General features: G+C 72.1%; 19 protein-coding genes and 1 pseudogene. 13 read left to right on the forward strand and 7 right to left on the reverse strand.

Going from position 1 to position 21,487, the window contains the following annotated elements:
- Positions 1 to 12: 12 nt before the first annotated feature.
- The 3 genes from ACZ6R6_RS32230 to ACZ6R6_RS32240 form a co-directional block, all read right to left on the reverse strand.
- The gene (locus ACZ6R6_RS32230) at positions 13 to 1,023 is read right to left on the reverse strand and encodes a coiled-coil domain-containing protein (protein ID WP_470099730.1); all 1,011 of its coding nucleotides are present in this window, start codon (positions 1,021 to 1,023) and stop codon (positions 13 to 15) included.
- 245 nt (positions 1,024 to 1,268) lie between these two features.
- Positions 1,269 to 1,637: a BlaI/MecI/CopY family transcriptional regulator gene (locus ACZ6R6_RS32235; protein WP_470099731.1), complete on the reverse strand. Its 369-nt coding sequence runs from the start codon at positions 1,635 to 1,637 to the stop codon at positions 1,269 to 1,271.
- A gap of 329 nt (positions 1,638 to 1,966) precedes the next feature.
- Positions 1,967 to 3,901: an FUSC family protein gene (locus ACZ6R6_RS32240; RefSeq protein ID WP_470099733.1), complete on the reverse strand. Its 1,935-nt coding sequence runs from the start codon at positions 3,899 to 3,901 to the stop codon at positions 1,967 to 1,969.
- 381 nt (positions 3,902 to 4,282) lie between these two features.
- On the opposite strand from ACZ6R6_RS32240, the gene ACZ6R6_RS32245 reads away from it, so the two are divergent.
- Positions 4,283 to 5,518 carry a YncE family protein gene (locus ACZ6R6_RS32245; RefSeq protein ID WP_470099735.1) on the forward strand — a complete coding sequence of 412 codons (1,236 nt, stop codon included), beginning with the start codon at positions 4,283 to 4,285 and terminating at the stop codon, positions 5,516 to 5,518.
- Between the two features lie 84 nt (positions 5,519 to 5,602).
- Here ACZ6R6_RS32245 and ACZ6R6_RS32250 read toward each other — a convergent pair whose 3' ends face one another.
- Positions 5,603 to 6,412: an SAM-dependent methyltransferase gene (locus ACZ6R6_RS32250; RefSeq protein WP_470099736.1), complete on the reverse strand. Its 810-nt coding sequence runs from the start codon at positions 6,410 to 6,412 to the stop codon at positions 5,603 to 5,605.
- Positions 6,413 to 6,532: 120 nt separating this feature from the next.
- Positions 6,533 to 7,717 carry a thiolase family protein gene (locus ACZ6R6_RS32255; protein WP_470099738.1) on the reverse strand — a complete coding sequence of 395 codons (1,185 nt, stop codon included), beginning with the start codon at positions 7,715 to 7,717 and terminating at the stop codon, positions 6,533 to 6,535.
- 97 nt (positions 7,718 to 7,814) lie between these two features.
- Between ACZ6R6_RS32255 and ACZ6R6_RS32260 the strand changes: the two genes are divergently transcribed.
- From ACZ6R6_RS32260 to ACZ6R6_RS32275, 4 genes are all read left to right on the forward strand, one after another.
- Complete coding sequence (locus ACZ6R6_RS32260; protein ID WP_470099740.1) at positions 7,815 to 8,270, forward strand: winged helix-turn-helix transcriptional regulator; 456 nt, start codon at positions 7,815 to 7,817, stop codon at positions 8,268 to 8,270.
- A gap of 361 nt (positions 8,271 to 8,631) precedes the next feature.
- On the forward strand, positions 8,632 to 9,870 hold the full coding sequence (locus tag ACZ6R6_RS32265; protein WP_470099742.1) for a monooxygenase: 1,239 nt from the start codon (positions 8,632 to 8,634) through the stop codon (positions 9,868 to 9,870).
- 84 nt (positions 9,871 to 9,954) lie between these two features.
- The gene (locus ACZ6R6_RS32270; protein ID WP_470099744.1) at positions 9,955 to 10,197 is read left to right on the forward strand and encodes a DUF2277 domain-containing protein; all 243 of its coding nucleotides are present in this window, start codon (positions 9,955 to 9,957) and stop codon (positions 10,195 to 10,197) included.
- Positions 10,198 to 10,332: 135 nt separating this feature from the next.
- Positions 10,333 to 11,607, forward strand: a complete 1,275-nt coding sequence (locus ACZ6R6_RS32275; protein WP_470099746.1) for a cytochrome P450 family protein — start codon at positions 10,333 to 10,335, stop codon at positions 11,605 to 11,607.
- Positions 11,608 to 11,634: 27 nt separating this feature from the next.
- Here the strand turns inward: ACZ6R6_RS32275 and ACZ6R6_RS32280 are convergent, their stop codons facing one another.
- Positions 11,635 to 12,939 carry an MFS transporter gene (locus ACZ6R6_RS32280; RefSeq protein WP_470099748.1) on the reverse strand — a complete coding sequence of 435 codons (1,305 nt, stop codon included), beginning with the start codon at positions 12,937 to 12,939 and terminating at the stop codon, positions 11,635 to 11,637.
- 119 nt (positions 12,940 to 13,058) lie between these two features.
- Here ACZ6R6_RS32280 and ACZ6R6_RS32285 point away from each other — a divergent pair, with 119 nt between their 5' ends.
- From ACZ6R6_RS32285 to ACZ6R6_RS32320, 8 genes and pseudogenes are all read left to right on the forward strand, one after another.
- Positions 13,059 to 14,048: an Lrp/AsnC family transcriptional regulator gene (locus ACZ6R6_RS32285; RefSeq protein WP_470099750.1), complete on the forward strand. Its 990-nt coding sequence runs from the start codon at positions 13,059 to 13,061 to the stop codon at positions 14,046 to 14,048.
- Entirely contained in the window at positions 14,045 to 15,349 is a 1,305-nt protein-coding gene (locus tag ACZ6R6_RS32290; protein WP_451931497.1) for a M20/M25/M40 family metallo-hydrolase, read from the forward strand. The genes ACZ6R6_RS32285 and ACZ6R6_RS32290 overlap by 4 nt, the downstream gene beginning before the upstream one ends.
- Positions 15,350 to 16,201: 852 nt before the next feature.
- Positions 16,202 to 16,450, forward strand: a complete 249-nt coding sequence (locus ACZ6R6_RS32295) for a DUF6400 family protein (RefSeq protein WP_470099752.1) — start codon at positions 16,202 to 16,204, stop codon at positions 16,448 to 16,450.
- Positions 16,437 to 16,667, forward strand: coding sequence for a hypothetical protein (locus tag ACZ6R6_RS32300; RefSeq protein ID WP_451931498.1), 231 nt, complete (start codon positions 16,437 to 16,439; stop codon positions 16,665 to 16,667). The genes ACZ6R6_RS32295 and ACZ6R6_RS32300 overlap by 14 nt, the downstream gene beginning before the upstream one ends.
- Positions 16,668 to 16,770: 103 nt before the next feature.
- The gene (locus ACZ6R6_RS32305; RefSeq protein ID WP_306858505.1) at positions 16,771 to 17,175 is read left to right on the forward strand and encodes a RidA family protein; all 405 of its coding nucleotides are present in this window, start codon (positions 16,771 to 16,773) and stop codon (positions 17,173 to 17,175) included.
- Positions 17,176 to 17,320: 145 nt separating this feature from the next.
- A pseudogene (locus tag ACZ6R6_RS32310) lies at positions 17,321 to 17,827 on the forward strand (lytic polysaccharide monooxygenase auxiliary activity family 9 protein); the annotation flags it as partial.
- Positions 17,816 to 18,052: a carbohydrate-binding protein gene (locus tag ACZ6R6_RS32315; RefSeq protein ID WP_470099777.1), complete on the forward strand. Its 237-nt coding sequence runs from the start codon at positions 17,816 to 17,818 to the stop codon at positions 18,050 to 18,052. The pseudogene ACZ6R6_RS32310 and the gene ACZ6R6_RS32315, both read left to right, overlap by 12 nt.
- 238 nt (positions 18,053 to 18,290) lie before the next feature.
- Positions 18,291 to 20,129, forward strand: coding sequence for a glycoside hydrolase family 15 protein (locus tag ACZ6R6_RS32320; RefSeq protein ID WP_470099755.1), 1,839 nt, complete (start codon positions 18,291 to 18,293; stop codon positions 20,127 to 20,129).
- A 58-nt stretch (positions 20,130 to 20,187) separates the two neighbouring features.
- Here the strand turns inward: ACZ6R6_RS32320 and ACZ6R6_RS32325 are convergent, their stop codons facing one another.
- Positions 20,188 to 21,396 (reverse strand): damage-control phosphatase ARMT1 family protein, encoded by a 1,209-nt coding sequence (locus tag ACZ6R6_RS32325; RefSeq protein ID WP_470099757.1) that lies wholly within the window; start codon positions 21,394 to 21,396, stop codon positions 20,188 to 20,190.
- Positions 21,397 to 21,487 lie beyond the last annotated feature (91 nt).

Raw genomic sequence — 21,487 nt, forward strand, 5'->3', positions numbered from 1 at the left:
GGCAGCAGGACGCTAGTACACCGAGATGTGGGGGTGGTCGAAGTGGTTGGCGGTGGTGCCGCCGCGGTCGGACATCATCCGCCAGGTGCCGGTGCGGACGTGCCAGATCCGCTGGCGGAAGATGATGTACATGATGCCCAGCCGCCGGGCGTTCTTGATGGCCCAGGCCGCGATCTGGTGACCGCGCTTGGTCTCCGCCGCTGAGGGCATGCCGCCGCCGGTGCTGAGCATGAAGTCGCACGCGCGGCCCAGTGGGTGCTCCCCGCCGCCGGCGATGCCGCCGTCGGCCCGGTAGCAGCCGATCCCGAAGCGCGGGCCGAAGCGCTGCGCGATCAGCTGCCGGACCAGCCGCATCCGCGGCGTGATGTTGTCCGGCCCCGACGGCAGTTGGGGGACCCACGAACCGTCGGCCCTGCGCAGCCCCGGAGTGGGGTAGAGCCGGTCGATCCTGTCCTTGATCTGGCCGATCAGTTTCTCCGCGCGCTTCTTCTGGCCGTCGAGCTTCTTGAGCGACGCGCGTAGTTGCTCGGCGCGTTCGTCGGCCGCCGTCCGCGCCGCCCGGTGGAAGTCACGGATCTTGGCGAACCCCTGCAGCTTGGCGTCCTGCTCGCGGATGAGCTGCTGGGTGAGCGCCAGACGGTTGAGCATGGCGCCGGGATCGGTGTTGACCAGCAGCGCCGCGGTCATCCCCATCCTGCCGGCGCGGTACTGCTCGGCGGCCAGCAGGCGGATCTCGGCCGCGGCGCTGTCGAACTGCCGCTGCGCGCGTTCGAGGTTGCCGCGCGCCACCTTCTCGGACTTCTCCACCTTCTGCAGCTCGACCCGGCCGGCGTGGTACTCAGCGATCATGGTCTCGGACTGCTTCTGCAGCTGCGCCAGCTCCTTGCGGAGTTTCTTGGCGCTGGGCTTGGGCTCGGCATGGCCCGCCGAGACCATGCAGGCACACAGGAGCACGGCGGTGAACGCCGAGAGCAGGGCTCGAAGTGCGTCGTGACGCCGGATCCCGCGGGACGCAGCCGTCACGCTTCTCCCTTCCCCGAAGGTACGGGCGCCCGCTCCAGCGTGTCGAGCCGGGCTGCCCTTCGTCCGATGGACGGTAGTAGAGGATGATGCCCCCATGGCGGCTGTTGTGCCAAATCCGACGTTTGGCGCCCACGACGGAGATGTTCGCCGGGGAACCGCCGCGGCCCGCACCGTCGCCCCTACTACCGGGCGTCATCGCCGGCGGCGATCCATCCTGCCGGAGAGGGCTTGCGGCGCGGCGGCCGTCACGGGCGGCTGCCGGGCGGGTAGACCCGGAGCGCGGCCTCCAGGGCGGCCGACTCCTCGGGGGTCAGCCGTTCCAGGAAGTGCACCAGGGTGGCCGCCTGGTTGCCGCCGGAGGCGAGGGTGTCGCGCATGAGCTGGGCGGTGTGGGCCTCTCTGGTGGCCACCGTCTCGTAGATGTAGGCCCGGCCGACCGGCCGGCGGCGCAGCAGGCCCTTGGTGTGCAGCTTGTCCATCACGGTCATGACCGTGGTGTAGGCGATCTCCCGTTCGCGGCGGAGGTCCTCCAGCACGTCCCGGACCGAGGCGGGCCGGTGATACGACCACATCCGGTCCATGATCGCGGACTCCAGGTCTCCCAGACCACGCATCGCGCGCGACTCCCATCTACCCGCGGACCGTTCGATGCTACCCGCCGTCGTAGACACCCGCCATGCTCGCGCGGTGCGGGCCGGCGCGGTGGCCGGCGGCGCGGGGAGAGCCCCTCGACCACTCAGCGGGCCGGCCCTTCAGCCGCCTCGCCCTCCCGGCGGTACGGCGTCTCAGCCTCCGGAGGCACGGTGCCCGCCGGCCTCTTCGCCTCCACTCCGATCATGGGTAGTAGATCCCGCCCGCGTTCGGGCCGGCCCCGCCCGGTACGGCCCGCGTCACGGACGGCGTGGGGCTCACGGGGCGGGGCGGAGTTCGGGGCAGCCGGCGACTATCCGCTCCTCGCCTCGCCGGTGCCCGGATGGTCTCCCGACACGGTGGCGCGCAGGCTCACGACGGCGGAGTTCACCCGTTCCAGGATCTCCTCGTCGGCGAGCTCGGGGCTCCGCGGCGTCCGCCCCGCGCGGACGTCGGAGGCGATGTCCTCCAAGGAGGTCACCAGCGCCTGGACCGCCGCGTCCGACGGCGGCGGCGCCCCGTGCTCGGTCCGCGCGACGGTGGCGGCGGTCGCGTCGGCCACCCGTTCCAGCGCGGTCATCGCGGGCATCCAGGTGGTGATGCGCCGGCTGACCACGCGTGGCTCGGTCACCGCCCGCTGGAAGACCGTCCGCAGGTCGGCGAAGGCGTCATACGCCTGGCGGCGGAGCAGCGCCCTCCCGGGGTCCTCCGGGTCGAAGGCGTGCCGCAGGTAGCGCGCGGTGGCCGACACCGCGTCGGCGAACCTCGGCCCGACCGGCGCCTCCCAGCTCGCCGGCCATGGCAGATATCCCAGCAGCAGGACGATGGCGCAGCCGGCCAGGGTGTCCACCAGGCGGACCTCCGCCAGCTTCGGGCCGCCGCGGGTCAGCAGGTCCACCAGGAGCAGCACCAGCGGCGCCTGGAAGGCCGACATCATGCCCCAGTTGCGCTGCATGCCGTACGGCATGAGCGCCGCGAAGACGGCGATCGGGATCAGCAGCGCCGGGCCGTACGGCACCACCAGGAGCACCACCGTGCCGATCAGCGTCCCCGCGAGCGTCCCGAGCGCGCGCTGCACGGCGCGCGCGAACACCGACCCGAAGTCGGGTTTGAGCACCAGCGCGACGGTCAGCATCAGCCAGTAGGACCGCTCGAACCAGCCGAACTCGCTCACCGCTCCGGCGACGCCCATGCAGAGCGAGAGCCGGACCGTGTAGACGCGGGCCAGGTGCCCGTACCACATCCTCTCCCACAGCATCCGGAGCCGTCGGCGGTGCCCGACCGGCTCGTAGGGCACCTGGCCGGCCGCGATGTCACCGCCGGAGGCCAGCTCGGCGGCTCCCCGCACGGCCGAGTGCAGGGCGCGCAGGGCCGGTGAGCCGTACTCCTGCCGCGGCCCCTGCGGCTCGGGCCCGCCGGCGAGCATGTCGGTGACCTCCGCCACGGCGACCGCCAGTTCCTCCGGCGGCTCCCGCGCCTCCTGGCGCAGCGAGATCAGCGCGTTGCGGATCAGCGAGGACTGGTTCAGCAGGGCGACCAGGCGGGTACGCTCGGGGTCGGTCCCGGCCGCCGCGGAGCGGGCGCTGAGCACCGTGTCGTAGCCGCTCCTGAGGGCGGTGTCGAACGCCTTCAGCCCGTCGGGGCCGTGATCGGCGAACAGCCGGCTGAGGGCGCGGTAGGCCGCGGTGACCGCGGCCTCCTCCGCCGCCCGGGGGCGCAGCGGCCAGCCGGCCAGCGCCAGCGCGAGGGCCCACACCGCGCCCAGCAGGAATCTCAGCGTGTTCGGGCCGGGCGGCCCCGGGATCGGGATGCCGGTGCCGAGCACGGTCATCACCAGGAGTTGGAGCCCGGCCGCCGACCCCGCGGCCCCGGCCGTGCTGATCAGCGCGGACAGCGCCGAGACGGCCGTCACGACCAGCACCGTCCACCAGCCGTCGCCGCGCGCCAGCGCCCCGGTGAGATATCCCAGCGCCCCGGCGGAGCCGGCCGCGCACATCAGGATGATCCTGGCACGGTAGGACCCACCCCGGTCGGCCATCGCGGTGGACATGACGCCCATGGACGGCAGCAGGCCGAGCGCGATCTGCCCGGCGGCGAGTCCCACGAGGAGCGGGGTGGTCACGCCCACGGCCATGCGGAGCATCGGTCCCCACCGCAGCGCCGCCGGCGCCGGCCGTACCGCCTCCAGCAGCCAGCCCGGGGCGGCGTCGGTCAGCCGGTCGGCGGCCCGCCGGAAGACTGGTGACATCGCTCGCCGCGCTCAGCGCACCGGCCCGCCGGGGCCGTCCGGCCCGCCCCGGCGGGACGGCGGCCGGGCCTCCGCCGGGGCGGGGACGTGCGGGCCCGTGGCGTTCGCTTCGCCCTTCACGGGCGCTCTCCTACCCCTCCGTCCGTCCGGCTTATCCCCACGTTCACCGACGAACACTTGACCGTCCGGCGGCCCGGCCCGCCGCGCTGACCGGGTTGTCAGGTGCCGACAATCTCCCCCCGCGAATTGCTGACGCCCCCACAAGCGCCCGCCCGCGCCCGCCTGTAGCGTTCTCGCCTGAACGGATTCCGGTCGTCGTCGGCGCGCTCCGCTCTCCCCCGCCGACCGCAGCGGCCGGTCCCGCGGCGCGAGCTCACGGAAGTGCCCATCGACCGAGAGGACGGCGACACCGTGCGCGCACCTTCCATGAAGTCCGTCATGCCGCTCGCCGCGGCCACCGTGCTGCTGGCGGCCCTCGCCGGCCCCGCCTCCGCCGCCCGGTCGGCACCGGCGCGCGAGGTGCTCCTGGTGGGCAACGCGCAGGGCGGGACGGTCAGCTTCGTCGACAGCGCCACCTACCGCAACCTGGGCTCCTTCGACGCGGTCCCCGATCTGGACGAGCGCCTGAGGGCGATGAACCCGGTCGAGCGCGCCGGCTACGAGGCGGTCAACCGGATCCAGGGATACCGCAAGCTCGTCGACGACATGGCGCTGTCCCCCGACGGGCGCACCCTGTACGTCTCCCGCGGCAACCTGTCGGACGCGGTGGCCTTCGACATCGCCGGCCGCAGGATGCTGTGGCGCTACAAGATCGAGGGCTTCAAGGCCGACCACGCGGCGCTCTCCGCCGACGGCAGGCATTTCATCGTGTCGGCGACGACCGCCTCCGCGGCACAGGTGATCGACACCGCCACCGGCGCGCTCGTCACCGACATCCCGACCGGCACCTACCCGCACGCCAACGACTACTCCCCCGACGGCAGGTTCCTGTACAACTCCAGCATCGGCGTCACCTCCCTGCCCAAGGCGCTGAACGCCCTCAAGGGCAGCAGACAGCTCACGGTCGTGGACGCCGCCACGCTCAAGGTGATCAGGAAACACACCTTCGAGTACGGCATCCGCCCCGCGGTGTTCACTGCCGACAACAGGACGATGTACGCCCAGTTCTCCTATCTCAACGGCTTCGCCGAGGTCGACCTGGTCACCGGGAAGATCACCCGGAAGGTCGAGATGCCCTTCAGCGAGGCGGGCGGGAGGCTCGCCGCCGACGCCTACCCGCAGAACTCCGCGCACCACGGCATGGCGATGTCGGGCGACAGCGGCAAGCTCTGCGTGGCGGGCACGATCGACGACTACGTGGCGATCGTCGACCGTCCCGGGCTGACCACGCGGGGCTACGTGCACTACGACGCCGGCAGCCTGCCGTACTGGGCGACCACCGGCGCCGACGGCCGGCACTGCTTCGTGTCGCTCAGCGAGAAGGACGTGATCTCGGTCGTGGACTACGACACGGCGCGCGAGGTGGCCCGGGTGCCGGTCGGCGACTTCCCCCAGCGTGAGCGGCTGGGACAGGTCCCCGAGGACGTGATCGGCTCCCTGGACCCCGCCGCGGGCTGACGGCTCGTCCGGGCCGTCGGCGCCCGCGGTCCGGCCGGCCCCCGGGACCCGCCGCCGCGGATCCGGCCCGCGGCGGCGCGGCGCTCAGCGCCTGACCCCCATGCCGACCAGGCCGGCGAACCTCTCGGGACCGGCCCCTCCGGCGCCGGGGCGCCATTCGGTGGGGCCGACCAGGCCCGGCTCGGACAGCTCGAAGCCGTCGAAGAAGGCGAGGATCTCCTCGCGCGTGCGCGCCCCGAGCCGGGCGCTGGCGCCCTGGTAGACCTGCTCGGTGGCCGCCATCTTCTGCGGGAAGCCGTCCTTCGACAGGTGGGAGAGGATCAGGTGGCTCCCGGGCGCGGCGGCGTCGCGGAAGTCCGCGACGATGCGGTGCGGGCCGTCCGCGTCACCGACGAAGTGCAGCACGGAGACGAACAGGAGCGCGAGCGGCTCGTCGAAGTCGACGATCTCCCGGACCGTGGGGTGGTCGAGGATCTCGGCGGGCCTGCGCAGGTCGGCCTGGACGAAGCCCACGCCGTCGGACCTGGCCAGGATCGCGTGGGCGTGGCTGGCGACCACCGGGTCGTAGTCCACGTAGACCACCCGCGCGCCGGGTCCGGCGACCTCGTGGACGTTCTCCCGGGTCGGCAGGCCGGAGCCCAGATCGAGAAACTGGCGGACCCCGGCCTCGGCGGCCGCCCGCACCGCCCGTCCCAGGAAGGCCCGGTTGAGCCGGACGCCCCGCAGGACCCGCCCCTCGGAGATCTTGACGATCTCCTCGGCGCTCTCCCGGTCGGCCGCGAAGTTGTCCTTGCCCCCGAGCCAGTAGTCGTACATGCGGGCGATGTTGGGGGTGTCGGCTCCCACGAGGGCGGTCACGTCGCGGGTGTTCGCGGAGTCTCCCTTGGACGGCATAGTGATCGACTATAGGAGCTCAGGTGTCGGCAGGAACGTCTTTTCGGCCGTATTCCTCCCCTGATCGGGGGCCGCTCCCCGCCCGGTCCCCCCGGCGGTGCCGCCGCCCCTCCGCCGCCGTCACCCGACCGCCTCCAGGATCGCCGCGTTGGCCAGCCCGCCGGCCTCGCACATGGTCTGCAGCCCGTAGCGGGCTCCGCGCTGCCGCATGGCGTTGACGAGAGTGGTCATCAGGCGGGTGCCGCTGGCGCCCAGGGGGTGACCCAGCGCGATGGCGCCGCCGTTGACGTTGACCTTGGCGGGGTCGGCGCCGGTCTCCTTCAGCCAGGCCAGCACGACGGAGGCGAAGGCCTCGTTGACCTCGAACAGGTCGATGTCGTCCAGGCTCAGCCCGGCCCGGCTCAGCACCTTGCCGGTGGCCGGGATGATGCCGGTCAGCATGGTCAGCGGGTCGGAGCCGACCACCGAGAAGCTGTGCAGCCGCGCCTTCGGGCGCAGCCCCAGCCGGGCCGCGGTCTCGCCGGAGGCGATCAGCACGGCGGAGGCGCCGTCGTTGATCGGGCTGGCGTTGCCCGCGGTGACCGACCAGGTGATCTGCGGGAAGCGCTCGGCGAAGGCGGGGTCGGCGAAGGCCGGGCGGAGCCCGGCGAGGATCTCGGGGGTGGTGCCCGGCCGTACGGACTCGTCGGCGGTCACCATTCCGGCGTCCGTCGCGACGGGCGCGAGCTCGGCGTCGAACAGGCCGTCCGCGTGCGCCCGGGCGGCCCGCCGGTGGGAGGCCGCGGCGAAGGCGTCCATCTCCTGCCGGTCGATCGACCACTTCGCCGCGACGAGCTCGGCGCTGATGCCCTGGGGCACCAGCCCCTCGGGGTAGCGGGCCGCGATCCCGGGACCGAAGGGGTCGGCGCCCGGCGGCACGTTGGACCACATCGGCACCCGGCTCATCGACTCGATCCCGCAGGCCACCACCAGGTCGTACGCCCCGGAGATCACGCCCTGGGCGGCGAAGTGGACGGCCTGCTGGGAGGAGCCGCACTGGCGGTCGACGGTGGTCGCCGGGACGGACTCCGGGAAGCCGGCCGACAGCCAGGCGTAGCGGGTGGTGTTCATCGCCTGCTCCCCCACCTGGTCGACGCAGCCGCCGATCACGTCGTCGACGAGCGCCGGGTCGACGCCGGAGCGGCCGAGGAGGGTGCGGAGGGTGTGGGCGAGCAGCTCGACCGGGTGGACGCCGGCGAGCGCGCCGCCCGGCTTCCCCTTCCCGATCGGGGTCCGTACGGCCTCCACGATGACGGCGTCGCGCATGTCCATCGCTCCTTGCGGGCGGCAGGCGAGTTGGAAAACTGGATGAACTATAACCCGGTGAGTTGGATAAGCAAATGCGCTGGCCTAGGCTGGGCGTATGCGCGACGCCCGCCCCTGCTCGATCGCCGACGCGCTCAGCGTGATCGGCGAGAAATACTCCTTGCTGGTGCTCCGCGAGGTCTTCTGGGGCGTCCGGCGCTTCGACGCCATGACCCGCAACATCGGGGCTCCGCGCGACATCCTGGCCACGCGCCTGCGCACCCTCGTGGAGGCGGGCGTGCTGGAGCGGGTCCCCTACAGCGAGCGGCCGCCCCGCTTCGAATACCACCTCACCGACGCGGGGCGGGAGCTGCGTCCGGTGCTGCTCACGCTGATGAGCTGGGGCGACCGCCATCTCGCCGACCGCCCTCCGGTGGTGTTCCGGCACTCCTGCGGGAACGACCTCGACCCGATCGTGGTCTGCCGCGCCTGCGGTGAGGAGGTGACGGAAGACTCGCTCACCGCCCGCTTCCAGATCCCGGGCTGGGGGGCCACCGGCGCCGTGCCGGCCTGAGACCGGCCCGGCGAACACCGGACGGGCGGCGACCGCACCGGGCGTGCTCGCCATCGCGATCTCGACGCCCGCCTCCACCGCTCCGCGCGACAGTGCGATCGCGCCGTCCCGGTCCGCCGGGGGCGCCAGACGGCGGCCCCGGCCGGCGGCCGGGGACGGCGTGGTGACCGCCACTTCCGACGTAGGTGACTGCCACTTCCGGCGGAGAGGTGGTCTCGGCCGCGCGGAGGAGCGCTTTCGGCCTTGCGGCGGATGGAAAACCGCGCCGGGGCCGTGGAGTCTGGGCTTCGGAGCCCGTCCAGGGCTCCGTCCCCGGCGAGCTGGAGCTCGCGGGGAATCCCAGGAGAGCAGGGGGCGGGTCATGAGCCATGCAGTCCGGCCGGCGCGGTGGTTAGGCGGGACGGCGGTCGCGCTCGCCGCCGTCCTTCTCGTCGCGTCATGCTCCGGAGAGCGGCATCCGGCCGCCTCACCCGGTCCGGGCGCGGCCTCCGCCTCCCACAGTCCGGGCACGGCCTCCACCGCCGGGGCGCACGGCGGCCACGGCAGCGTGTCCCCGCCGCCGCCGGCGGCACCGCTGCGGCCCTCCGAGCGATTCGTCAACCTGGCGCTGCCGCAGCCCTACACCCCGTCGGCCCCCTCCGGAGGGACCGACGAATACCGCTGCTTCCTGGTCGACCCCGGGCTGACCGACCGGGCCTTCCTCACCGGCAGCCAGTTCCTGCCGCAGAACACCGGCATCGTCCACCACGCGATCATCTTCCGGGTCGACCCCCACGGGGCCGAGGCCGCGGCCAAGCTCGACGCCGGCACCCCGGGCGAGGGATGGACCTGCTTCGGCGACGCCGGCATCGAGGAAGGCGCCTGGATCGGGCACTGGGCGCCGGGGGCCGACGAGACGCTGCTCGCCCAGAAGGTCGGCTATCCGATGCCGCCGGGTAGCCGGATCATCATGCAGGTGCACTACAACCTGCTGGCCGCCGAGGGCAAGCCGGTCGGCAGCGACCAGTCCGGGATCCGGCTGCGGCTCACCGACGGCAAGGCCGACCTCGACCCGCTGGAGACCGAGCAGCTGCCGGCGCCGATCGAGCTGCCGTGCACGTCGGAGGAGTCCGGCCCGCTGTGCGAGCGCGAGGCCGCGGTCCGCGACGTCGTCCGCCGTTTCGGGGACCAGGCCGGGCAGACGGTGACCGGCCTCAACCAGTTCTGCAACAACGCCAAGCCTCCGGTGGCCGCGCCGACCCAGCACTGCGACCAGAAGTCCGACCGCACCGGCACCGTGTACGCCGTCGCCGGGCACATGCACCTGCTCGGACGCTCGATCAAGGTGGAGCTCAACCCGGGCACGTCCGGCGCGCGGACCCTGCTCGACATCCCCGCCTACAACTTCGACGAGCAGGCGATCCGCCCGCTGCCCAAGCCCGTCACCGTCAAGGCCGGCGACACCTTCCGGGTGACCTGCACCCACGACGCGGGCCTGCGCAAGATGCTGCCCGCGCTGCGCGACCTGCCGCCCCGCTACGTCGTCTGGGGCGAGGGCACCAGCGACGAGATGTGCCTGGGGCTGCTCGTCTGGTCGCCCCGGACCCCGCAGGCCGGCTGAGCGCGCCCGGCGACCGGGCGGAGCGTCCCCGGTCCCGGCGTCGCCATGCGCGGCCGGGGCCGGGGATGGAGCCCGGGAGGCGGGATGTCGTACCGTCTTGACATGTGCCGGAGCATCAAGACCCTTCGTGAACCGTACGCCAGCGACGTGACGGACGAGGACGTGCGTGCCGCAGCGCTGCAGTACGTCCGCAAACTCTCCGGGTTCCGGTCTCCGTCGACGCGCAACGCGGAGGCCTTCGACCGGGCCGTGGACGTCATCGCCGCCGCGACGCAGGCCCTCCTCGACGACCTCCAGGTGAAGCCGCCCGCCCGGCAGCGTCCGTAGGGGCGCCCCGCCGGGCCCGGCGCAGTCCTCACCGGCGCGCGGTCGTAGGTTATCGGCCCTCGGCGGCGCATGCTGGACCTACCGCATGCGTCAACGGGCAGGCGGAGACGGAGCCGACGCCCGAGGAGGGCAACCATGAGCACTCCGGCCGGACCCGGCACGACCGACGTCACCGGCAGGGTGGACCTGGCCGATCCCGAGCTGATGAGGGACCCCTTCGGGGGATACTCACGGATGCGCGAGCAGGCCCCCATGGTGCTGGGCGCCCTCCCCGGATCCGCCACGCCGATCTGGCTGGTCACCCGCTACGCCGACGTCAAGACCGTGCTGGGCGACCCGAGGTTCGCCAACAGCCCGGCGAGCGTGCCGGGGATGGACGTGCGGAGCGTCCGCGAGAAGGAGCTGCGGGCCCGCGGGGTGCCCCCGGAGTACGCGCGGTACGTGCTGGACGGCATGCTGGAGACCGACGGCGCCGACCACCTCCGGCTGCGCAGGCTCGTGTCGCGCGCCTTCACCGCGCGCCGGGTCGCGGACCTGCGGCCGCGGGTGGAGGAGATCGCCGCGGACCTCCTCGACAGGCTCGGCGCCACGGCCGAGGACGGCGTCGTCGACCTGCTGGAGCACTTCGCCTACCCGCTGCCGATCACCGTCATCTGCGAACTGGTCGGCATCCCCGAGGCGGACCGGCCGCGGTGGCGGGGGTGGGGCAGGGCCCTGGTGACCATGGACCCGGGAGGGTTCGGGACGGCGCTGCGGGAGCTGGTGGCGCACGTCGAGGAGCTGATCGGACGGCGCCGCGCGGCGCCCGCCGACGACCTGCTCAGCGGGCTGATCCGCGCCCACGACGAGGACGGCGACCGGCTCGGCGACACCGAGATGGTCACGCTGGTGCTGACCCTGGTCTTCGCCGGGCACGAGACCACCGCCCACCTGATCGGCAACGGCACCGCCGCCCTCCTGGCGCACCCCGACCAGTTCGCCCTGCTCCGCCGGCGGCCGGAGCTGATGCCCCTGGCCGTCCACGAGCTGATGCGCTGGTGCGGCCCGGTCCAGGGGACCCGGACGCGTTACGCGACCGAGGACCTGGAGATCGGCGGCATGCCGGTACGGCGGGGCGAGGCCGTGATGGCCGTACTGGCCGGGGCCAACCACGACCCGCGTGTGTTCGACGACCCCGGACGGCTCGACATCACCCGTGAGCCGGACGGGCGCCGGGAGACCCACGTCGGGTTCGGGCACGGCCTGCACTACTGCCTGGGCGCGGCGCTGGCCCGGCAGGAGGCCGAGGTGGCGTTCGGAGCGCTGCTGCGCCGCTTCCCCGGCCTCACCCTCGCCGTCGATCCGGCAGACCTGGAGCGTCAGCTCATGCCGGCCTCGTGGCGGCTGGCGCGGTTGCCGGTGAGGCTCTGACCGGCCCGCCGGGCCGTCGCCGGGCTGTCAGCCCAGCGGCTGGTCCTTGGTCTCCTTGAGCGCGAAGACGTAGACCAGGGTCGAGCCCAGGGCGAGCACCGACATGTACCACGGGAACACCCCGGCGTTGTGGCTGTCGACCAGCGCCGTGCCCACGAGCGGGGCGGTGCCGCCGAACAGGGCGACGGTCAGGGAGTAGGGGAAGCCGGCGCCCGACGCCCGGACCCTCGTCGGGAAGAGCTCGGAGTTGACCGCCGCCGAGATCGACGTGAAGCAGCCGAGGAAGACCATGCCGACGCACTGGACGAGCAGCAGGCTGGCGAAGGAGTTGTTCAGCATCCCGGTCAGCGGCACCGGCAGCAGGGTGAACGCCAGGCCGAAGGCGATCAGCAGCGGCCTGCGCCCGACCCTGTCAGACAGCATGCCGAGCAGCGGCTGCAGCACCATGAAGAACAGCAGTGAGATGGTGCCCACCTGGAGCGCCTCGGCCTTGTCGAACTTGACCGTGAGCTGGGCGTAGGTGGGCAGGAACGTCGTCCAGGTGTAGTAGGCGACGGTGCCGGCCATGGTGATTCCGACGATCATGAATGCCTTGGTCGGGTAGCGGACCAGGAACTCGAAGAGCTTCGGCTTCTCGGCCACGCCGTTCTTGATGTCCTCGGCCAGGGTCGTGGTCTCCTCGGCGCCGCTGCGGATCCACAGCCCGACGAGGCTGGCCAGGGCGCCGACGACGAACGGGATGCGCCAGCCCCACGAGCCCATGTCCGCCTCGGTCAGACTGGCGGCCAGGAGGGCCGCGAGGCCGGAGGCGAGGAGCTGGCCGATGGTGGTGCTGACGTACTGGAAGCTGGAGAACAGGCCGCGCCTGCCTGGTGGAGCCGACTCCACCAGGAAGGTGGTGGCCGCGGCGAACTCCCCGCCGACCGAAAGTCCCTGGGTCAGCCGGGCCAGGGTCAGGATGATCGGCGCGATCACGCCGGCCGACTCGTAGGTCGGGGTGACCGCGACCAGCAGCGAACCGGCGCCCATCAGGATGATCGTGAAGGTCATCGCGGCCTTGCGGCCGAACCGGTCGGCGAACGAGCCCACGAGCAGGCCGCCGAGCGGCCTCATGAAGAATCCGACCGCGAAGACCGCGAACGTGCTCAGCAACGGCACCAGGCTGTTGCCGGCGCTCTTGGGGAAGACCTGGGTGGAGAAGTAGATCGCCAGGAACGAGTAGGTGTACCAGTCGAACCATTCGACGACGTTGCCGACGTTGGCGGCCATCAACTGGCGGATCCGGCTCCGTGGGATGCCGAGCGGGGCCGGCCTGGGGGGAACTGTGGCCACGGGGACTCCTCATGCTCAGTGGCAGACAAGCATCTTGGTGGCCTACCTTGCAGCGGAGTGATAGAAATAGTCAAACATCCTTAAATCTCTTTACATTTCCGACACGTAGACGGGCTTGCGTGACCACTTTCGATGATCTCGACCGTCGCCTGGTCGCCGCCCTGCAGGTCAGCCCCCGCGCGACGTGGGGCGAGATCGGCGGCGCCGTCGGCGAGCACGAACGGACCGTGGCCCGCCGCCTCCAGCGGTTGCTGGCCACCGGAGCCGTGCGGGTCACCGCCATCCTCGACGAGCTACGCTGCGGGATCGGCACCCCGGTGCACCTGCACGTCCAGGTCGCCCCCTGTGCGGTCGGGCAGGTCGCCGAGGCCCTCTCCGCCCGGCCCGACACCCGCTCGGTCTACTCGGTCACCGGGGCCGCCGACATCGGCTGCGAGCTGGTGGCCCCCTCCAAACAGCTCCTGCACGAGATCCTGACCGCGCAGATCCCCGCCACACCCGGCATCGTCCAGACCCGGACCCAGGTCGTGCTGCACACCTTCCAGACGGTGGCCGAGTGGCACGCGCCGTACCTCGCCGAGGAGCAGGTCGGCCGGCTGCGGGCGACCACGCCGCCGGCCGGCCCGCCGCCGGAGCGCGTCGAGCTGACCGGGGCCGAAACAGACGTCGTCGGCCTGCTGGCCGCCGACGGCCGCATCGGCTTCACCGCGATCGCCGAGCGGCTGGAGATGTCCGTGCCGACCGCCCGCCGCCGGGTCGCCTCGCTCCTGGAGCGCGGTGCGGTGCACCTGCGCGCGGAGGTGGAGCCCGCGCTGCTCGGCCTGGAGGTGGAGGCCCAGCTCTGGCTCTCGGTCCGCGCCCACGGCCTGGACAGGGTGGGCGAGACGCTCGCCGCCCATCCGAGCGTGCGCTACTGCGCCGCCACCGCGGGCACCCACACCATGATCGTTCAGGTCGTCGTGGCCCACGAGGCGGAGCTCTACCGCTTCCTGACGGCCGTCGTCGGCCCGCTCGACGACGTCACCGACGTCAATGTCACCCTCATCACCCGTGCCTACAAGCGTGGACACCTGCGCAAGTCGGGCCTGCTCACCCTGGAGTGCCAATGACCCCCGCCGAGACCGAGGTGGCCGAGCTCTGCGCCGAGCTCATCCGCGTCGACACCAGCAACTACGGAGACGGCAGCGGCCCTGGAGAGCGCGCCGCCGCCGAGGTCGTCATGGCCAGGCTCGCCGAGGTCGGGGTCGAGGCGACCTACGTCGAGAGCGCCCCGGGCCGCGGCAACGTCGTGACCAGGATCGAGGGGTCCGACCCCGGGCTGCCCGCCCTGCTGGTCCACGGCCATCTGGACGTCGTGCCCGCCAGCGCCGCCGACTGGAGCGTCGACCCGTTCGCCGGCGAGATCAGGGACGGCTACATCTGGGGCCGGGGCGCGGTCGACATGAAGGACATGGACGCCATGATGCTGGCGGTCCTGCGGCAGATGGTGACCGAGGGCCGCAGGCCCCGGCGCGACGTCGTCTTCGCCTGGGTGGCCGACGAGGAGGCGGGCGGCGAGTACGGCGCCAAGTATCTCGCCGCCAAGCATCCCGAGCTGTTCGACGGGGTCGACCACGCCATCAGCGAGGTCGGCGGCTACTCCCTGGAGGTGGATCCGTCGCTGCGGCTCTACCTGATCGAGACCGCGCAGAAGGGGCTGGCCTGGATGCGCCTGGTCGCCGACGGCACCGCCGGGCACGGCTCCATGCTCAACCAGGACAACGCGGTCACCGAGGTCGCCAAGGCGGTGGCCAGGCTCGGCTCGCACGAGTGGCCGCTCAAGCTGACACCGACCGTGCACCGGTTCCTGTCCGAGGTGGCCGACGCCTTCGGGCTGCCCTTCGACCCGCAGGACCCGGCGCCGATCATCGACGCCATCGGCCCGCTGGCCAGGTTCGTCGGCGCGACCCTGCGCCACACGACCAATCCGACCATGCTCACCGCGGGCTACAAGGCGAACGTGATCCCCGGCCAGGCCGCCGCCGTGGTCGACGGCCGGTTCCTGCCCGGCTTCGAGGAGGAGTTCCTCGCCACGGTGGACGAGCTGATCGGGCCGGGCGTCCGGCGCGAGTACGTCACCCACGACATCGCGCTGGAGACGACGTTCGACGGCGAGCTGGTCGAGTCGATGATCGCGGCGCTGAAGGCGGAGGACCCGACCGCCCGCGCGGTGCCGTACTGCATGTCGGGCGGCACCGACAACAAGACGTTCTTCGCCGATCTGAACATCAGGGGATTCGGGTTCGTCCCGCTGCGGCTGCCCGCGGACATGGACTTCGCCGCGATGTTCCACGGCGTCGACGAGCGCGTGCCGGTGGACGCCCTGCAGTTCGGCACCCGTGTCCTCGACCGGCTGCTGACGGACTACTGAGGCGGCGGCCGCCGGGTGAAGCGCCACAGGTGGTCGGCGGTGCCGCTGTCGCGGTACTGCACCACCCGGGCGCTGTCGGCGGCCGGCATACGGCACCTCGCCACAGCGCGGACGTCCGCCGGGAATTCTCCGCCGCGCATTATCCGGATTGCCGGGGAGCGGATATCCCGTCGGCGACGGCGCCGTCGGGAATCGCGCCGTCCGCACCTACCGGTGAATGTCAGCAAATGGTCACGGGCTGGCAGCTTGATGCCAGCCCACCCACTTCTCCAGCAGCCGGCGGGCGGGGAGCATAAATGTCATCAGCCCGCGATTCACCGGGGATCCGGACAACGCGCAACCGACACAGAGAGAAGGCGCAAATGGAGAAGTTAATTTCCCGCAGGGCTCAGACCGGCCGCCAGGCCCCGGCCTCGGCCACCTTACTCCCCACTTTACCTCCCGCTTTATCAACTGCTTTATAAACAGCTTCAGCTCCTGGCGCCGCCGGATTCATCGGCGGACATCCGGATGGCGGAAGGGCCCACCACGCCCTTCCGCCATCCGCGCGTCTCCCGCGGCGTCACCCGATCCGCCGGGCGCCGCCCGTCGGGCACCGGTCGCGGGCGGGCCGCGTGAGGGGCTGCCGTGAGTTCCGTCACGGGTAGGACACAAAAAACGACATAAGGTATATAAAGGACAAGGTCTCCTCTTCGGAAGGGACCTCACCCCCGCCCATGTTCGAGTGATCGTAAAGAAGCGCCCCTCTCCGGCCCCCGCCGTACCCTCGCGGCGGTCAAGCCCCGGCCGGCCCCCGGAAGGCATCCCCGATCACCCGGACGACACGTCCGCCACCCATCGGAGAGCCGCGCCATGAGCCAGGAAAGCAGCCGCGCACACGCCGTCTTCGAGATCGACCTCACCTTCGAGGAGGCCCGCCGGCGCGCCGCGGTCATGACGGCGCTCGGACCGGACTGGGATCCGCCGGCGATGATGCGTGGCGAGGAACTGGCCCACGACCTTCTCTACTCCGGCCTCGACGAGCGGCAGCAGGAGACCTACGACATGCTCGTGGCCGCCGGGGTCCTGCCGCGGAGGGGGCCGGGCCGTGCTGCCGATTGATCCGCACGCCGACCTGGGGCGCAGGGCCTGGGTGCCGTGCCCCGCGTGCCGCGACGACAGGGACTGCGCGGACTGCCTCGGCGGCCGCAACTGCGGGGAGCACTGGCGCTACCTGATCGGCAACACCGGCAGCCGCCTACATCTGCAGTGCCCGGGATGCACCCACCTGTGGGACCACGAGACCCACTTCGGCGCCGGGGGCACGCGCCCCTGCTGACGGGCGCGCCGCCCGCCCGGAGGGATCTCCGGACGTCACGGTGCCCTGTGGGACAGTTTCTGTGATCTCATGTCCCATCCCTGCGGCATCTGGAACGGCACCCATGTCCCATATCGATTTCAGCACTCCTCCGACGCTGCCGGCGACCAACGGCTACAGCCACGTCGCCAGCGTCCCGCCGGGCAGCCGGCTCGTCTGGACCTCGGGCCAGGTCCCCATCTCCGCGGACGGGACGCCGGCCGCCGCCGGCGACTGGGAGGCCCAGACGCGCCTGGTCATGCAGAACGTCGGAGCCGCCCTCCAGGCGGGCGGGGCGACCTGGGACGACGTGTTCAAGCTCACGATCTTCGTCGTCGACACCTCGGCGCTGCCCGTCATCCGCGCCGTACGCGACGAGTTCGTCAACCTGGAGCGGCCGCCGACGAGCTCGCTCGTGCAGGTCGCGGGCCTCTTCCGGCCGGACGTCCTGGTGGAGATCGAAGCGGTGGCGGCGGTCCCCCCGGCCTGACCGCCGGACGTCCGGGGCCCGCCGCCCGGCATCCCGTCCGGATTTCCGAGATCCGACAGCTCCTGGGGAATCGCATTACTCAAACATTTACTGTTAGGAAACTTTCCTTTATGTTTGATTTACCCCCCAGCAAAGGAGTTACGAGATGCGAAGGACGATCACTTTCCTCGCGACGGCGATCCTCGCCATCGGGGCCACGGTGTTCATCGCCTCGCCGGCTCAGGCGCACGGCTACATATCGTCGCCGCCGAGCCGGCAGGCCATGTGCGCCCAGGGCCGCGTCGCCAACTGCGGTGAGATCATTTATGAGCCGCAGAGCGTGGAAGGGCCCAAGGGCCTGCGGAGCTGCAGCGGCGGCAACTCCCGCTTCGCCCAGCTCGACAACGAGAGCAAGGGATGGCCGGCCACGAGCGTGGGCAACACGGTCACCTTCAACTGGGTGCTGACCGCGCGCCACGCCACCAGCACATGGGAGTACTACATCGGCGGCACCCGGATCGCGCTGTTCAACGACCAGGGCCGCCAGCCCGGCGCCACGGTCTCGCACTCGGTGAATCTGGGCGGCAGGTCCGGCCGCCAGAAGGTCCTCGCCATCTGGAACATCGCCGACACCGCCAACGCCTTCTACTCATGCGTCGACCTGCAGGTCGGCGGCGGCTCCCCGGAGCCGACCCCGACCACCAGCCCCACGCCCACCCAGACGCCCACCCCGACCTCCACCCCGACGGTCCCCGCCGGGACCTGGGCCGCGGGCACCTCCTACCAGGCGGGTTCCCAGGTCACCTATGGCGGCGCGAGCTACCGGTGCATCCAGGCGCACACCGCGATCCCCGGCTGGGAGCCGCCGAACGTCCCCTCGCTGTGGCAGCGGCTCTGAGCCTCGCCGCGGCGGAGGTCCCAGCGCGGATCCCCTGACACGCTGAGCCCGATCCCCTGATACCGCGCAGGCGGGCGGCGCCCGGCCGTGGTCCTGCTCCCGCGGCCGGGCGGCGCCGCCCGGCGTTCCCTCCCATCCGAAACCTGCCGGGTCCTTGACGCGGGACAGACCCCGGCGCGCACCCGGGCCGCGTAGCTTGAGGGACGTGGGATGGGGCTGCGAGGGCGAGAGGGCTGACATGACGGCGGGGTCGGCGCACCGGCCGGGCTCGGCGCGGGTCCCCCGTTACCCGCCGATCGCCGACCACGGGCTGATCGGCGACCTGCACAGCGTGGCGCTCGTCGACACCGGCGGCACGATCGGCTGGTACTGCTGCCCGCGCTTCGACTCGCCGAGCGTGTTCGCCTCGATCCTGGACGCCGACCGGGGCGGATCGTTCGAGCTGGCCGCCGACGTGCCGGCGAGCACCAGGCAGTTCTACTTCCCCGACACCAACGTCCTGATCACCCGGTTCTCCGCCCCCGACGGGGTGGGCGAGATCCAGGACTTCATGCCGGTCTCCGGAGTCCCCGAGAAAACGGGCCGGCACCGGCTGATCAGGCGGGTGAGGTGCGTGCGGGGGGCGCTGCCGTTCCGGGCGCGGGTGGCTCCCCGCTTCGACTACGGCAGGCAGTCGCACGGCTTGAGCCTGCGGGACGGATGGGCGGTCTTCGAGTCGCCGTCGCTGTCGCTGTCCCTGTCCGCCAGCGTGCCCGTCGAGACCGACGGGCCGGACGTGTGGTCGGAGTTCAAGCTCGACGAGGGTGGATGCGCGGTGTTCGCCCTCGACAGGCTCGGCGACGGCGTGGAGCCGCGGCCGTGTCCGGTGGCCGAGGCCGAGGAGGAGTTCGCCGCCACCGTCGCGTACTGGCGGCGCTGGCTGTCGGCGTCGCGATACCGCGGCCGGTGGCGGGAGATGGTGCACCGTTCGGCGCTGACGCTGAAGCTGCTCACCTACGCCCCGACCGGCGGGATCGTGGCCGCGGCGACGACCAGCCTCCCCGAGCAGATCGGCGGGGAGCGCAACTGGGACTACCGGTACGTCTGGGTCCGCGACTCGGCGTTCTGCGTGTACGCCCTGCTCAGGCTGGGCTTCAGCGAAGAGGCGGCGGCGTTCATGCGCTTCCTGTCCGAGCATGTCAGCCGCAGGAACAGCGACCCGTCGGGCCCGTTGCAGATCATGTACGGCCTTGACGGGCGCACCGAACTCCCAGAGGTCGAGCTGTCCCACTTCGAGGGCTATCGGGGATCGGCCCCGGTGCGCACCGGGAACGGCGCCGTCCACCAGCTCCAGCTGGACATCTACGGGGCCCTCATCGACTCCGTCTACCTCTACGACAAGATGTGCCAGCCGATCTCCAGCGACCACTGGGAGGAGATCCACGCCCTGGTGGACTGGGTCTGCGACAACTGGGACCAGCCCGACGAGGGCGTCTGGGAGACGCGTGGCGGGCGCAAGGACTTCGTCTACTCGCGGCTGATGTGCTGGGTGGCGATCGAGCGGGCCATGCGGATGGCCGGCCACCGCGGGCTGCCCGCCGACACCCCCCGCTGGCAGCGGGCCCGTGACGCGATCTACCGGCAGATCATGCAGCGCGGCTGGTCGTCCCGGCTGCGGGCGTTCGTCCAGCACTTCGACGACGACGTCCTCGACGCCTCCGTCCTGATGATGCCGCTGGCCAAGTTCGTCTCTCCCACCGACCCGAAATGGCTGTCGACGCTCGACGCCCTCGGCCGGAACCTGGTGTCCGACTCGCTGGTGTACCGCTATGACCCCGCGGCAAGCCCGGACGGGCTACGGGGCCAGGACGGCACGTTCTCGATCTGCTCGTTCTGGTACGTCGAGGCGCTCACCCGCGCCGGGCGCCTCGACGAGGCACGGCTGGCCTTCGAGAAAATGCTCACCTACGCCAACCACCTCGGCCTGTACGCCGAGGAGATCGGTCAGGCCGGTGAGCAGCTGGGCAACTTCCCGCAGGCGTTCACCCATCTCGCGTTGATCAGCGCCGCGTTCAACCTCGACCGCGCCCTCGGCTGACGCGCGGCCGCGCCCCCGGACGGTCCGGCCACGCTCTGGCCCGGCCCTCGCCCGGCGGCTACAGTCTGGCCTGGATGAGGGCGTGCGTGCCGCTGGTGCGCCAGGGGCGCCCGTCCGCCTCCAGCGCCGCGACCGTCTCGGCACCGAGGCCAACCACGACGTCGGACTTCAGGGTGCGCAGGGCCACCACGGGCCCGGGGAAGTATCCGACCGCCGCGGCGAACGGCGTGGTCGGGGCCCACGCCCGGTCGCCGACGAGCCGCCGGTAGTTCAGGTCACCCTTCATGATCGTCAAGGTGGCGGAGGCGAACTCCTCCCTCAGGTCGCCGGGCATCTCGTCGTACGGCAGGGGCGCGCACGAGAAGGCGTGCGCCCGCACGGCCAGCCGTCCCGAGCCCATCGCCGCGCGCAGGCGCTCCCCCACCTCGCCGGCCGCCCCGCCGGCGGCCGACAGCCGCCGCACGGAGGCGACGACGTCCGCCGGCACGGCGTCGGAGACGTAGTACGGCGAGGGCTTCACATGCAGGGACACCTCGCGCACCGCCCGAGTGTGCAGCAGGTGGTCGATCAGGGCGAGGTCCGGCAGCAGCTCTCCTCCGGCGTTGTCGGCCACCAGGCAGACCCGCGCGGGCCCCGGGCCGTCCACCGCCGGCCAGATGAGATCCCCGTCGTCGGCCAGCAGGCCCGTCACCTGGCCGTCGGCCTGCGCACCCGCGGCGGAGAGCCGGAAGCCGAGATCGGCCTGGTTGCCCCAGAGCGCCCGGTGGACCAGCGTCCGCGCCTGCTCCTCGACGGGCATGCCGGACAGGCCGCCGAGCGCGCGGAGCTCCTCGTCGACCCCCTTGCCCAGCAGTTCGGCCTGTTTGAAGGGCTCGAAGGGGTCTATGCCGTGCCACGGCCCCGGACCGAAGTATCCGACCGCGGCCAGGAGCTTGCGGTAGAAGTAACTCTCCGCCCACAGGAACGGCGCGTCGTCCCACCGCCGCCCGAGGTGGCCCCGGTCCCAGCTCCGCCAGAGCTCACGGTCGTGCACGGGCCCTTCCAGCGGGCGGATCACCCCGTCGGTGATCTCCGCGAGCAGCAGGTCGAGCGCCCGCCGCCGGTCGGGACCGTACGGCGTGGCCTCACCGACCCGCCGGATCAGGGCGGGGTGCCGCTCGTGCATGACCCCCCAGGGGAAGGAACCGGGGACGTTGCTCCGGATCACCGGCGGATCGGAGGTCACCGCGGCCTCTCCGGGCCGCCCCCCGGCGTCGCCACCCGCCATCTGCCCTCCCCGATCCGTCTCACCACCGCGCCGGCTGTCCGAGCCGGCTGTCTGAGTAGTATCGAACGCCTTGCGGCGGAGGCGGGCACCG

Source organism: Streptosporangium sp. NPDC048886 (assembly GCF_055586905.1).

Coding starts and splice junctions, on each gene's coding strand:
- ACZ6R6_RS32235 (WP_470099731.1), bottom strand. CDS start 1,637: ATGCGTGGTCTGGGAGACCTGGAGTCCGCGATCATGGACCGGATGTGG.
- ACZ6R6_RS32255 (WP_470099738.1), bottom strand. CDS start 7,717: ATGCGCGACGCCGTCATCGTGGAGGCCGTACGGACCCCGATCGGGAAG.
- ACZ6R6_RS32290 (WP_451931497.1), top strand. CDS start 14,045: ATGACCCCCGCCGAGACCGAGGTGGCCGAGCTCTGCGCCGAGCTCATC.
- ACZ6R6_RS32275 (WP_470099746.1), top strand. CDS start 10,333: ATGAGCACTCCGGCCGGACCCGGCACGACCGACGTCACCGGCAGGGTG.
- ACZ6R6_RS32325 (WP_470099757.1), bottom strand. CDS start 21,396: ATGGCGGGTGGCGACGCCGGGGGGCGGCCCGGAGAGGCCGCGGTGACC.
- ACZ6R6_RS32295 (WP_470099752.1), top strand. CDS start 16,202: ATGAGCCAGGAAAGCAGCCGCGCACACGCCGTCTTCGAGATCGACCTC.
- ACZ6R6_RS32305 (WP_306858505.1), top strand. CDS start 16,771: ATGTCCCATATCGATTTCAGCACTCCTCCGACGCTGCCGGCGACCAAC.
- ACZ6R6_RS32260 (WP_470099740.1), top strand. CDS start 7,815: ATGCGCGACGCCCGCCCCTGCTCGATCGCCGACGCGCTCAGCGTGATC.
- ACZ6R6_RS32270 (WP_470099744.1), top strand. CDS start 9,955: ATGTCGTACCGTCTTGACATGTGCCGGAGCATCAAGACCCTTCGTGAA.
- ACZ6R6_RS32250 (WP_470099736.1), bottom strand. CDS start 6,412: ATGCCGTCCAAGGGAGACTCCGCGAACACCCGCGACGTGACCGCCCTC.
- ACZ6R6_RS32240 (WP_470099733.1), bottom strand. CDS start 3,901: ATGTCACCAGTCTTCCGGCGGGCCGCCGACCGGCTGACCGACGCCGCC.
- ACZ6R6_RS32265 (WP_470099742.1), top strand. CDS start 8,632: ATGAGCCATGCAGTCCGGCCGGCGCGGTGGTTAGGCGGGACGGCGGTC.
- ACZ6R6_RS32320 (WP_470099755.1), top strand. CDS start 18,291: ATGACGGCGGGGTCGGCGCACCGGCCGGGCTCGGCGCGGGTCCCCCGT.